Consider the following 12,465-nt stretch of genomic DNA (forward strand, 5'->3'; position numbering starts at 1 on the left):
GGCCTACCTGCTCCGCGACGAAGACCCGGTGGGCGATGCCGATGCGGTGGATTCGTGCGACGCCGGCTCGGGGGGCGACGCCATTGCGCTGGACCCGCCGGACGCCGGCACCGCGCGCACCTCCATCCCGGGCCTGATGCGCGCCAGATCCGACACGACCACCTTCTCGCCTGCGCGCACGCCGCGCAGGACGATCGCCATCGCGCCGACCTGTCCTGCGGTCTTCACCGAGCGCACCTCGAGCTTGCCATCGGGTCCGACGACCCCGACCTGGTAGCTGCCCTGCAGCTCGTTGATCGCGCGCTGGGACACGAGCAGGGCGTCCTTCCGGACCTCGGTCGCGGCGCGGACCCTCGCGTACTGGCCGGGCCGCAGGACGTTCCCCGGGTTCGGGAACGAGCCCTGGATCGCGATCGTCCCGGTCTGCGGACTGAACTGGCGATTCACGGCGACGACGGTCCCGCGGTGCGGGTAGACCGTGCCATCCTGGAGGATGACCTCAAGGGGAGGGTCGGCCGAACGCCCGGGCTCGGCCCAGCGGCTTCCGCGCACCGAGCCGAGGTACTCGACCTCGCTGATGCTGAACTGGGCCTTGATCGGCTCGACCTGCGAGACCGTCGTCATCGTCGACGACGCGTTGACGAGATTCCCGACCTGCACCTGCGCGATGCCGGCGATGCCGTCGATCGGCGAGGTCACCTGGGTCCAGCCGCGGTTCAGCTGCGCCCGGTGGAGGCTGGCGCGGGACGCCTCGACGGCGGCCGTCGCCTCACGCTCGGCCGCGAGATCGTTGTCGAGCTGCTGGCGGGTGATGGCCTGTCCGGCGAACAGCTGCCGGTCGCGCTGGACGTCGAGGCGCGCCTTGGCGCGCGCCGCGATGTTCCGGTCGAGCGTGGCCCGGGCCTCGTCGGCCGCATCCTTGTAGTCGCGCGGGTCGATGAGGAACAGCACCTCACCTTTGCGAACGAATGCTCCGTCCCGGTACACCTGCTTCCGGACGTAGCCGGTGACCTGAGGCTTGATCTCCGCGTTGACGAAGCCGTCGAGGCTGCCGACCCACTCGCTGTAGATTCGCACGTCCCGCTTCTCCACCGCGACGACCTGCACCGTCGGAGCGGGCGGCGCGGGCGGCGCCGCGCCCCGGTGACAGGCGCCGATCAACAGGGTCGAACCGAGGACGGCCAAGATGCGAAGTCGCATGCTTCACCTCGTCGCGCCCCCGTGCAATGGCGGCGCGAGCGCCTCGCCGCGTCGCGCTCCACGGGGCCCCCCGATCGCTGTTGTTCGAATCCTCTGCAACCAAGCAGGCTGAAGGCACGCGCCCCGGAGAGCTGGCGCTCCCGCGGGCCGAGTGAAGTCCGGCCCCGGCGCGTCGCGCCGACCGCGCGGGCGTCGAGCGAGCGCGAGCCTCCTCCCGCGTCTCCGCGATGGCGGCGGCCGACCGAACCGGTCGGACGTCACGCCGCCGCGCTCCCCGGCCTCGCCCGCAAGCTGCCGCACTACGGAAAGTACGGCCTGCTCGCGTTCGAGGGGGACGAGCCCGCGAACGTCGCCAAGGAGACCTGGCCGCTGCTGCGACTAGCGCCCTGACCGGCGGCGTGGCTTCCGCACGGCGCGGACCCGGCCGCTCCCGCCACCGCCGGCGTAGAGGAGGTCGCCCTGGTCCGACTCCAGCCCGCTCACCCCGGTCCCCTCGGGCATCGTCAGGCGGGCAAGCACCTCGCCTGTCTCGGGATCGACCTGGCGGATGTCGGCGTCGTCGCCTTCCCAGGTCCCGTGCCAGAGCTCGCCGTCCACCCAGGTGACTCCGGTGACGAAGCGGCTCGACTCGATCGTGCGCAGGATCGCGCCGGTGTCGGGATCGATCTGGTGGATCTTCCGGTCACGGTATTGCCCGACCCACAGCGCACCCTCGCCCCACGCCAGCCCCGAGTCACGCCCGCCGCCGGGGGCCGGGATCGTCGACAGGACCTCCCCGGTCGCCGGATCGATCTTGTGGATGCGGTCGCCCGCGATCTGGAAGAGGTGCCGGCCGTCGAAGGTCGTCCCGGCGTCGCAGGCGACGTCCAGGGCGCGCACGAGCCTGCCGCTCGCCGGCTCGAAGGCCTGCAGCTTCTCGCCGCTGGCGAACCAGACCAGGCTGCCGTCGAAGCTGACGCCGTGCACGTGCGGTGCGCCGGGGAACGGACCGTACTCGCGCACGATCTCGGCCGGCTGAGTCTCCTTGCCCATCGCCTGCTCCTTTCCTTTCTCTTCCCTACTCGAATCCGTCGGAGGCCGGGAGCAACAAGGCCGTCGCGAATCCGGCCACCGGCGCGGAGAGCCAGCGCCGGGAGCGGCCGCGGCCCAGCGCGCGCACCTGGCCGGCCTCCTCGAGGGCGACCAGGGCGCGCTGCACCGTTCGCTGGCTGGACCCCAGGGCCAGCGCCAGCGCCGAGGTCGACCAGGCCTCGCCGTCGGCGAGCAGCGCCAGGACGGAGGCGTCGGGGCTCTCGATCGGAGGCGCCAGCAACCGCACCGTCGCGGCCCCTCGCCCCACCAGGCTGAAGCCACCTGCGGTGGCCCGGATCTCCGCGAACGGCCGCAGCTCGCGGCGCAGGCGTCCCATGCCGACCCGCAGGCGCGCGCGGTGGGATGGATTCGTCCGCCGCGCGCCGAACGCGCGCTCGATCAGGTCCTTGCGCGCCGCCTCGCCGGGCCACGCCTCCGCCAGACCATACAGCAGCGCGAACAGCGCCGGCCGACGCGAGAGCCGCACGACCCGCTCTCCCCGGCGTGCCACCCGCCGGCATCCGTCGACGACCAGGTCCGGTGAGGCGAGCACCGCCTCGACCTCCGCCAGGGTCAGGGACCGCGCCTCGCCCGCGGCGACGAGGCGCGCCGCCGGCAGGGCGAGGGTCCGTCCCGCCTGCTCGACCTCCGCGCAAAGCGCCCCGATGCCCGACCGCGCCGCCGCGTCCCGCGCGCTGGCGAGGGCCTCCCGCGCCTGATCGGCTCGCCCGCGGCGGAGCGCGATCTCGAAGGTGACCAGGGCGGCGATGGCCGCGAGCCGGGCGGGCCCGGCGCCGAGGTCGAGCGTCGCGCACGCGGCGTCCGCCTCGTCGACCCGGCCGAGCAGCAGGAGGCGACGGATCTGCAGCAGCCGGGCGTGGGCCGCGTTCTCCCGATCACCACGAGCGGCGAACGTGCGCAGGGCTTCGGCCAGCACCCGCGGCGGCCAGGCGAGATTGCGCGCCCCCAGCGCCACCTCCGCCTCCGCCGTGAGGCAGCGCGCCCGCGCGAGCGTCTCCCGCGGCCCGAAGCCCCGCGCCGCGCGTCGAAGCAGCTCCCGCGCCCGCCCCAGCTCCCCGAGCTGGGCCATCGCGATCCCGCGCAGCGCGAGGGCCGCCGGGTCGTCCCGCAGGGCGACGCGCTTGAGCGCGCCGAGCGGATCCCCCGCGCGCAGCGCGCGCCCTGCCGCGGTGATCGAGGAATCCATCGTCCGTTCTTAACCGCGTCGCCGTTGTTACTCCCGCCCCGCTTCGTCGGCCTTTACGTTTCGCCCTGTGCAGGGCTGGACCCTGCCGACAGGGGCGGGCTGACGCCCCCGAACGACGAGAAAGGAAGCGACGATGAAGGCACGGAGAATCGAAGGAGCGGTGGCCCTGGTGACCGGCGCCAACCGCGGCATCGGGCGCGCACTGACGGAGGCGCTCCTGGCCCGCGGCGTGAGGAAGGTCTACGCCACGGCGCGCGATCCGGAGGCGCTGCGCGCCCTGCGTGACGAGCGGCTCGTTTCGCTGCGGCTCGACGTGACCGACGTGGACCAGATCCGCGCGGCCGGAGACGCGGCTTCGGACGTCGAGTTCGTCTTCAACAACGCCGGTGTGGTGCTCGCCAGAGGAATCGCTGATTCAACGGTCCTCGACCAGGCCCGGCGCGAGATGGAGGTGAACTACTTCGGGCCTCTGCAGCTGCTCCACCACCTCGCGCCGACGCTGGCCAGGAACGGCGGGGGGGCGGTCGTCAACATCGGCTCGGCGGCCGGCCTGACCAACGTCCCCTTCTTCCCGACCTACAGCGCCTCGAAGGCCGCGCTCCACTCGTTGACCCAGGCCGCGCGCATCCTCCTCGGCGCGCAGGGCACCTCGGTCTTCGGCGTCTACGCGGGACCCGTCGACACCGACATGACCCGAGGGCTCGAGCTGCCGAAGACCTCGCCGCGGGACGTGGCGTTCGCGATCCTCGACGGCATCGAGGCGGGGCAGGAGGACATCTTCCCGGACCCGTACGCGGTGGAATTCGGCCGGCAGTTCGGGGCCTCGCCGAAGACCTCGGAACGGCAGATCGCCGCAATGACCGCTGCGATGCTTTCGGGCTCCGCGGCGTGACAGTCACGAAGGACAGACGAAGGAAGGAGAGAACAGCCATGACGAAGCACACGACCGGGACACGTAGGGAGTGGCTCGCTGCGCGGTTCGAGCTGCTCGAGGCGGAGAAGGAGCTGACGCGGCGCAGCGACGAGGTGGCGCGGCGGCGGCAGGAGCTGCCGTGGGTTCGGATCGACAAGGACTATCGATTCGAGACCGACGAGGGGAGCGCCTCGCTGGCGGACCTCTTCCGAGGGCGCTCGCAGCTCCTCGTCTACCACTTCATGTTCGGGCCCGACTACACGGCGGGGTGTCCGTCCTGCTCGGCGATCGCGGATGGGTTCGAGGGCTTCGCCGTCCACCTGGCCAACCACGACGTCACGCTCTCGGCGGTGTCGCGGGCGCCGCTCGCGAAGCTGCAGGCGTACAAGCGGCGGATGGGGTGGACCTTTCCCTGGGCGTCCTCGTTCGGCAGCGACTTCAATTCCGACTTCAACGTCCGGTTCACCGAGGACCAACAGCGCGAGGGGGGCATCGAATACAACTACCGGCGCGAGGAGGCGTGGCAGTTCGTTCGGGACGCCGGCGGCGAGGGACGTGTCGGCGAGATCGCAGCCACGACCGGAACCGACGCGGCCACGTACACGCGCGAGAGGCCGGGCATGAGCGCGTTCGTGCTCGAGGACGGCGTCGTCTACCACGCCTATTCGACCTATGCGCGCGGACTGGACGGCCTCTGGGGCATGTACCAGTGGCTCGACCGCGCGCCCAAGGGGCGCAACGAGACGGGCGTCTGGTGGCGCCGCCACGACGAGTACGAGAACGGCTGAGCGATGTCGTGGTGGTCGTGGCGCACCTGCGGGACCGGAGAACTCACGACGCATGGCTTCCGACCGAGCTTCCCAGCGAGCATTTCTCGGCATCGCAGCGCTGCTCTTCGCTGCCAGCGCGGCGGTGACGATCGGCTGGTGCGCGTCGATGTCGGCGATGGGCGAGATGCCGATGCCCGGCGGCTGGACGATGTCGATGGCGTGGATGCGGATGCCCGGACAGACGTGGCCCGGCGCCGCGGCGTCGTTCCTCGGCATGTGGGTCGTGATGATGGTGGCGATGATGCTGCCGTCCCTGGTCCCGATGCTGCGGCGCTACCGCCAGGCCGTCGGCAGGACCGGGCGCCTCGGCCGGCTGACCGCGCTCGTGGGCGTGGGCTACTTCCTCGTGTGGACCGTGTTCGGAATTGCCGCTTTCCCGCTGGGCGTCGCGCTGGCGGCAGTGGAGATGGAGGAGCCGGCGCTGGCGCGCGCCGCGCCGATCGCGGTCGGCGTGGTCGTCCTCGTCGCCGGCTCCCTCCAGCTCACCGCGTGGAAGGCGCGTCAGCTCGCCTGCTGCCGGGAGGCACCGGGGCGTGGCCGTACGCTGCCGGCCGACGCCGGCACCGCCTGGCGACACGGCCTGCGCCTCGGCCTCCACTGCAGCTTCTGCTGTGCCGGTCCCATGGCGGTCCTCCTGGTCATCGGGGTCATGGACCTTCGCGCGATGGCTGTCGTGACGGCAGCCATCACCGTCGAACGTCTCGCACCGGCCGGTGAGCGCGTCGCCCGAGCCATCGGGGCCGTCGTCTTGGGGGCCGGGCTGCTTCTGATCGCGCGAGCAGCCGGGCTCGGATGAGGCATCCGCGTCGCGTGCGAGTGAACAAACACGAACCCCGCTGCCTCGGAAGGCAGCGGGGTCGTTGACTACGAGACCGGTTGCGGGGGTTGCATCACGCCTGGGAGTCACCCGCTCCTGGCCGCTTCGGGCGAGGCCCCCGCCCGGCGGGCGGGGGCCTCGGGCCGCGTCACAGCTCGTCGCCGCCGATGTCCGGGGTGGTCGTACGCGCGTTCCCGAAGAAGTCGACGGTGACCTGGGGGAGCACGACGGCCTTGCCGATCGCCGGAGAGCCGGGCAGGAGCTTGAAGTAATCGCCCGTGAGATTGACCGCCGAGCCCGTCTTGGCGAGCTGCGGGTTGGCGATGACGTCGGTCGAGCTCGCCGCGCTCGAGACGGGCGTCTTGGACCACAGGTTGTTGGAGAAGACCAGCCCGGAGCCGTTCACGTCGGCGATCGCAGGAGAGGTCTCCTGCAGGATCAGGTTGTTCCTGATCGCCGTGTTCACGTGCACCCGGTTGTCGCCGATCTTGAAGTTGGCTCCCGACTTCGAGTTCACGAACGTGTTGTTGGCGATGAGCGTGTTGGTCATGCCGTCCGTGTCCGCGCTGTAGAAGTAGAAGTTGATCTTCGTGTTCGCGACCATGTTGTTGATGAGGGTCGTGTCGGAGTTGTTCGGCGACTGAGCCTCGCTCGAGATCGCGATCCCGAGCTGCGACCCGCCACAGGTCATCGCCCCGGTGGCGTAGATCAGGTTGCGCTGCGCCAGGGTCCCGACGGCGTCGGAGATGTACATGTTCACCGAGTAGTTGTCGTACGAGACGTTGTCCTCGATGGTGGTGCTGTACGCCTCGAAGGCGGAGATCCCTTCGCCCCAGTTGTTCCAGACCGTGTTCTTGCGCATGATCACGCCCGTCGGCGTGCGCGCGGCGGAGAGACCGCTCGCCCAGTTCCCGCGCGAGAGCGAGCAGTTCACGTTCGACTTCGCGTTGTTGTAGACGCGGCAGCCCTCCACGAGGCCGTAGTTGCCGGACACCAGGATCCCGTTCTCCCAGTTGTCGTGAGCGTAGACGTTGATCACCTGATCGTACGTCCCGGACAGCCTGATGCCCATCCACAGGCTGCGCTTCACCTCGAGGTCGCGGAGCGTGACGTAGCTCCCCGTGATGCTGACGAGCACGCCCCAGCTGCCGGAGGGCAGCGTGTCGCCGCCGTCGATGATCGCCGTCTCACCCGGGTAGCCGGCGATCGTGATGCGGCTGCTCGCCGTGCCCGAGGTGCCCACCGCGACGGTCTGGTTGTACGTGCCGCCGCGCAGGAACAGCGTGTCTCCGCCCCTGAGCTTCCCGATACCCGTGGAGAGCGAGCAGGGGCTCGCGAGCGTGCAGTTCGTCCCGGACCCGCTCGGCGACGCGTAGTAGCCGGGCTGGGTGGTCCCGCTGGCCGTGACGGTCACCGTCGCCGTGGCGCTCTTCGAGGCGTCGGCGTGGCTCGTCGCGACGACGTGGTACGTGCCGGCGGTGGCGGGCGCCGTGTACAGCCCGCTCGCGGAGACGGTCCCGCCGGCGGAGCCTTCCTGCACCGACCAGGTCACGGCGGTGTCCGTGGAGCCGGTGACGGTCGCGGTGAGCTGGACCGTGCCGCCCGTGAGGAGCGAGGCCGTCGTCGGGTTCATGGTCACGGCGATGGGGGCGGACGCAGCGGTGACGGTGATGGTCGCCGTGGCGCTCTTCGAGGGGTCGGCGTGGCTCGTGGCGACGACGTGGTACGTGCCGGCGGTGGCGGGCGCCGTGTACAGGCCGCTCGCGGAGACCATCCCGCCGGCCGTGCCCTCCAGCACCGACCACGTCAGGGCGGTGTCCGTGGAGCCGGTGACGGTCGCGGTGAGCTGGACGGTGCCGGCCGCGACGACCGAGGCCGTCGCCGGCTTCACGGTCACGGCGATCGTCACGGGCGGAGCGGTCACGGTGATCGTGGAGGAAGCCGTCTTCGTCGGGTCCGCGTGGCTGGTGGCGACGACGTGGTACGTGCCGGCGGTGGCGGGCGCCGTGTACAGCCCGCTCGCGGAGACGATCCCGCCGGCGGCGCCCTCCTGGACGCTCCAGGTCACGGCGGTGTCGGTGCTCCCGGTCACCGCCGCCGCGAGCTGGACCGTGGCGCCGGTCAAGACCGAGGCGGTGGCCGGCGTCACCGCGACGGCGACGGCGGGAGCGGGAGCGGGAGCGGCGGTGACGCTGACGGCGGACGTGGCCGACTTCGTCGGGTCCGCGTGGCTCGTCGCGACGACGTGATAGGTGCCAGTCGCGCCGGGCGCGGTGTACTTGCCGGTCGCGTCGACCGTGCCGCCCGTGGCGCCTTCCTGGACCGACCAGATGACGGTGCTGTCGCCCGTTCCGCTCACCGTCGCGGCGAGCTGCAGCTGCGTGTTCTCGTCGACCGTCGCCGCGGTCGGGCTCACCGCGACCTTGACGCGCCGCTTCACGTTGATGGACGCCGACTTCTGCGTCGAGTTCGCCGCGAGCGCGACGATGTGGTAGGTGCCCTCCGTCGCGGGGGCGACGTACGCGCCCGAGGCATCGATCGTGCCGCCCTCCGGCTCGACCACGGACCAGGCCACCGGGACCGTCGCGCTGAAGCGCGTCGCTGCGCCAGGGCTCAGATCCGCTTCGGCCGGGTTGATTGCGACCCCCGACTGGTCGCCCGCGCCGGTTGCGTCGTTCGCGCCACCGCAGGCGAGCAGATGAACGCACGCCAGCACGGCAGCCACTTGGTATCGAAGACGGCTGTGCTTCATTCGTTAGCCTCTTTCGCGTGGGCCGATATCGGCCGCCCGTTCCGCCCCTGTCCCTCGACTCGGGGTCACCGGGTTGAGGGATACCCGGCGGGCAGATCTACACAGGAGCGGACCAGGGAAAAACCCTCACGCGAGGGGGTCAGTCTGTGAGAAAGCGCCTACATACGAGGGCTTACATCTGCCCACCCGGCGAGTGCGTGAACTGTCAGTGATGGAGGCGACGACCTGGCGGTGCTCCGAACGCCTGCCCTCGTGGGATTTCCGAACGCTCCGCGAATGGGCGAACCCGCTTCGGGTCGGCGAGGCGCCGACCGAGCGCTCTGCTCCCGGCCCGCTTGGTGCGCGCTCCCCTGCCGTCGGCTCCGACGCCAGGAGCATCCGGGCGCTCGCACCGCGAGCGGCTTCCGGCGATGCCGTGCCCGGCACCGGACCCGGCGTCAGACGACAGGTCGCGACGCGGAGCCCGGCTCACGCCGAGCGTCCCGCCGCTCGTCGCCCCGATACTATTGGTGAATGTTCGTCCGACCGGCGGCCGAAGAGCTACGCCGACTCGACCGCGACGATGGGGACGATCCAGCCGCGCGCCAGCAGGTGCCCGTACAGATGGCCGATCGGGCCATGCAACCGCACGTTCTCGGCGGTCACGGTCCCGCCGCCCGGGAACGACAGCCCGGCGAGATCGACGCCGTAGCTGGTGAGGTGGCTCCGGAAGGCATCCACATCCATGGGATGGACATAGACGCGGACGTTGTCGGCCAGGAGCCTCCCCACACCCTCGAGCAGGCCGCCCGGGAGCTCACGGTAATGGGCCTCGTCGAGGAGCTCGACGAGCGAGGATGGACCCGCCACGAAGCGGAGCGCCTCGCGCGATAGGCGGCGCAGGTACTGGGTGAGCTGGAAGCTCTCGCGCAGCCGGGATACGAGCACCGGGTAGGACATGGCCAGGAGCGGCCGCAGGCGCGGCGCCAGCTCCTCGGGCCCCAGCGACTCGCGGATGCTGTTGACGGACAGCTCGAACACCCCGACGGCGGGCTTCTCCATCGCGGGGAACTCCCTCCGGACCTCCGCGAGTCCGGCGGCCATCAGCCGCGCGTATACCGGGCTGCCGGACGCGAACCGGCCGCGCTCGATCACGATGGCGCGCTTGCGCACCACGTCGACCGGCGGGACGAGGTGGCCGGGCGGATCGAAGAGGACGCAACGCGCTACCTCGGCGCGCAGCAGGGCCAGGCCGAGGTCCACCGGGTCGAAGCTACCGAACGCCGGGCCGGAGACGTGCACGACGTCGACCTCGACCCGATCGAGCGAGAGGCCGTCCAGGAGCGGTCGAAGGAGGTCGGCGGGCGGCGCGAGCCTGCCGTGGAAGACGGTGTGAATCAGGTTGACCCCGAGCGTCCCGATCGCCTCCTGCTGCGCCGCGTTGGTGGCGTCGAGCGGCAACACGTGGAGGAGCACGTCGCTCGGCGGGGCCCCCGGCTCGTGCTGGAACCGCAGCCCCATCCACCCGCGGCAAACGTTCGTCCCCTGGTAGTTGCGCGCGGCCACGGTGTCCGCGAACGCGAAGAAGCACGTCTCGTGGCCTCGACTGCTCCCGAGCCGCTCCAGCAGCAGCCCGTACTCGTGGTCGAGCATGGCGAGCAAGCGCTCCCGGGAGACGTAGCGACCGGCCTTCCCGTAGATCTGGTCGGACACGGTCATGTCGTAGGCCGACATCGACTTCGCGATGGTGCCCGCCGCGCCGCCCACCCGGAAGAACCAGCGCGCCACCTCCTGCCCCGCGCCGATCTCCGCCAGCGCACCGTAGATTCGCGCGTCGAGGTTGATCTCCAGCGCCTTCTGCCAGGTGACGTCGCCATCCGCGCTCAAGGTGCCCTCCCGGCCGCCAGTGCGGCGCCGTACTTCCCGGAGGGAGCCTAGCCAACAGCGGGGGTCGGGTGCCACGCGCCGGCTGGGTGGCCCGCTCGATCCCGTGACCGTGCCTCGTCGGAGATGATGGCGTCGAGCGTGCGCGTGCGAAAGGCGGTCGACGGCAGAGCCGCCGTCGACCCGGCGACGCGCGTCCGGTGCCCCGCCAGCCGGAGGATCTCTTCCAGCGCGAACGCGGCTCGGAGGTCCTCAGGGATCGGCTACTTCCCTACTTCCCGTCCTCGCACTTCTCGAACCAGAACTTCTTCTGGGTGACCTCGGGATCTTCCCGGGTGATCACGTTCCTGCTGTCGTCCTTCATCGACCGGAGCACCTGCTGCAGGTACTCGGTCCCGAGCGCGTTCTGGAGGAAGACGAGGGCCTCCTTCTCATCGCGCCACCCGTGCTCCCGGGGGTAGTGCTCCATCAGGAACTCTCGCAGGTCCACCTGCTTCAGCTGGCGGCGCTCGGTGGTGGTCCAGACCTTGGTCAATCCGAGGAGGATCTTCATGCCTTGCTCCTACCGCTGAACGCGGCCGACTTCCAGCGTCGCCTCATGGCGACGCGCGAACGTCGGCAACCAGACGGGACCGAAGCGCGCGCGGCGGGCCACCAAACGACCGCACCCGAGGAAGCCCGCGGTGCCCGAATGTCTTCCATTCGTCGTCCGCCGGTGCGGATGACGGCGACGACCACCGCGCGGGCCGCACGAGCGCGTGCGGACCAGCTCCATTGACAGCGACTCCCCTTCGCGCTATCTGCGACCCGTGAGGTGCTAGTTGAAATCATCCCTGTACGGAGCAGGAGCCGAGTACGCGCTGCACTCTCTCCTCGTCCTCTCGGCGAGGGCGGAGCCGGTCAGCGTGAAGGATCTCGCGACGTTCCAGGCGCTGCCTGAGAGGTTCCTCGCAAAGATCCTCACGCGCCTCGAGAAGGCGGGCCTCGTGCGGGCCAGCGAGGGCGTCCGCGGCGGGTTCGTCCTGGCGCGGCGTCCGGAGCGGATCGCCGTTCACGACGTCCTCACGGCCGTCGATCCCGATCGCACGCTGTTCGAGTGCGCCGAGATCCGGCGGCACTGCGCGCTGTTCGGAGAGGCGCCGCCGGCGTGGAGCGTCACCGGTATGTGCCGGATCCATCTCTTCATGCAGGAGGCGGAGCGCGCCCTCCAGCAGTTCCTCGCGTCCAAGACCTTGGCCGACCTGGGCCGCGAGTTCGAGAGGAAGGCTCCAGAGCAGTACCTGCGGGACGCCGAGCGCTGGTTCCAACTCCGCAGGAGCGAGCGAACGCCGGGGAAGCGCAGGACGGCCGGTGCACGGAGCACGAAGCGGCGCCGGGCGTGAAGCTCGGATCGAAGCAGGAAAGAGAGGAAGAGATGATTCCCGAGAAGCTGCGAGAGGTGCTGAAGCACGAGGGTGTGGTCGCGATCGCCACGGTCGGCCAGGACGGACCGCACATGGTGAACACCTGGAACTCCTACGTCATCATCTCCAATGACGAAAGGCTGCTCATCCCCGCCGGCTACATGAACAAGACCGAGGCGAACGTCGCCTTTGACGATCGCGTCCTGCTCACGGCGGGCAGCGTGAAGGTCCGGGGCCTGCAGGGCGCCGGCACAGGGTTCCTGGTGAGGGGCAAGGCGTCGTTCGTGACCTCCGGGCCGGACTTCGAGGTCATCAAGGCGCGCTTCGGCTGGGCGCGCGCCACGCTGGCAGTCGCGGTCGAGTCCGCCACCCAGACGATCTAGCGCGCGGCGTGGATCGGAGGAGGAAA

The 12,465-nt window shown here is 70.8% G+C and carries 11 protein-coding genes; 5 read left to right on the plus strand and 6 right to left on the minus strand.

All coding sequences use genetic code 11. The features are described from left to right. Positions 1-3: 3 nt before the first annotated feature. From AMOR_RS02605 to AMOR_RS02615, 3 genes are all read right to left on the minus strand, one after another. A complete protein-coding gene (locus AMOR_RS02605; RefSeq protein WP_248358145.1) occupies positions 4-1,200 on the minus strand; it encodes an efflux RND transporter periplasmic adaptor subunit in 1,197 nt (398 codons plus the stop codon). 378 nt (positions 1,201-1,578) lie between these two features. Next, the gene (locus AMOR_RS02610) at positions 1,579-2,232 is read right to left on the minus strand and encodes a Vgb family protein (protein WP_248358148.1); all 654 of its coding nucleotides are present in this window, start codon (positions 2,230-2,232) and stop codon (positions 1,579-1,581) included. A 25-nt stretch (positions 2,233-2,257) separates the two neighbouring features. Beyond that, positions 2,258-3,478: a helix-turn-helix domain-containing protein gene (locus AMOR_RS02615; RefSeq protein ID WP_248358150.1), complete on the minus strand. Its 1,221-nt coding sequence runs from the start codon at positions 3,476-3,478 to the stop codon at positions 2,258-2,260. Between the two features lie 133 nt (positions 3,479-3,611). On the opposite strand from AMOR_RS02615, the gene AMOR_RS02620 reads away from it, so the two are divergent. The 3 genes from AMOR_RS02620 to AMOR_RS02630 are packed head-to-tail and all read left to right on the plus strand — an operon-like array spanning position 3,612 to position 6,017. Next, entirely contained in the window at positions 3,612-4,370 is a 759-nt protein-coding gene (locus AMOR_RS02620) for an SDR family oxidoreductase (RefSeq protein WP_248358152.1), read from the plus strand. Positions 4,371-4,408: 38 nt separating this feature from the next. Next, positions 4,409-5,179 (plus strand): DUF899 domain-containing protein, encoded by a 771-nt coding sequence (locus AMOR_RS02625; RefSeq protein ID WP_248358154.1) that lies wholly within the window; start codon positions 4,409-4,411, stop codon positions 5,177-5,179. Between the two features lie 52 nt (positions 5,180-5,231). Beyond that, on the plus strand, positions 5,232-6,017 hold the full coding sequence (locus AMOR_RS02630) for a DUF2182 domain-containing protein (protein ID WP_248358156.1): 786 nt from the start codon (positions 5,232-5,234) through the stop codon (positions 6,015-6,017). Positions 6,018-6,186: 169 nt separating this feature from the next. On the opposite strand, the gene AMOR_RS02635 is transcribed toward AMOR_RS02630, so the two are convergent. The 3 genes from AMOR_RS02635 to AMOR_RS02645 all read right to left on the minus strand — a co-directional run bounded on the left by AMOR_RS02635 (position 6,187) and on the right by AMOR_RS02645 (position 11,206). After that, positions 6,187-8,613 (minus strand): right-handed parallel beta-helix repeat-containing protein, encoded by a 2,427-nt coding sequence (locus AMOR_RS02635; RefSeq protein WP_248358158.1) that lies wholly within the window; start codon positions 8,611-8,613, stop codon positions 6,187-6,189. Positions 8,614-9,330: 717 nt separating this feature from the next. Beyond that, positions 9,331-10,656, minus strand: coding sequence for a hypothetical protein (locus AMOR_RS02640; protein ID WP_248358159.1), 1,326 nt, complete (start codon positions 10,654-10,656; stop codon positions 9,331-9,333). Between the two features lie 268 nt (positions 10,657-10,924). Beyond that, positions 10,925-11,206 carry a hypothetical protein gene (locus AMOR_RS02645; protein WP_248358160.1) on the minus strand — a complete coding sequence of 94 codons (282 nt, stop codon included), beginning with the start codon at positions 11,204-11,206 and terminating at the stop codon, positions 10,925-10,927. Between the two features lie 268 nt (positions 11,207-11,474). Here AMOR_RS02645 and AMOR_RS02650 point away from each other — a divergent pair, with 268 nt between their 5' ends. Both AMOR_RS02650 and AMOR_RS02655 read left to right on the plus strand, forming a co-directional pair. Next, the gene (locus AMOR_RS02650; RefSeq protein WP_248358161.1) at positions 11,475-12,035 is read left to right on the plus strand and encodes an RrF2 family transcriptional regulator; all 561 of its coding nucleotides are present in this window, start codon (positions 11,475-11,477) and stop codon (positions 12,033-12,035) included. Between the two features lie 32 nt (positions 12,036-12,067). Further along, positions 12,068-12,439: a pyridoxamine 5'-phosphate oxidase family protein gene (locus tag AMOR_RS02655; RefSeq protein ID WP_248358162.1), complete on the plus strand. Its 372-nt coding sequence runs from the start codon at positions 12,068-12,070 to the stop codon at positions 12,437-12,439. The last annotated feature ends 26 nt before the right edge of the window (positions 12,440-12,465 follow it).

Origin of the sequence: Anaeromyxobacter oryzae (assembly GCF_023169945.1) — a bacterium.
GTDB classification, from domain to species: Bacteria; Myxococcota; Myxococcia; order Myxococcales; family Anaeromyxobacteraceae; genus Anaeromyxobacter; species Anaeromyxobacter oryzae.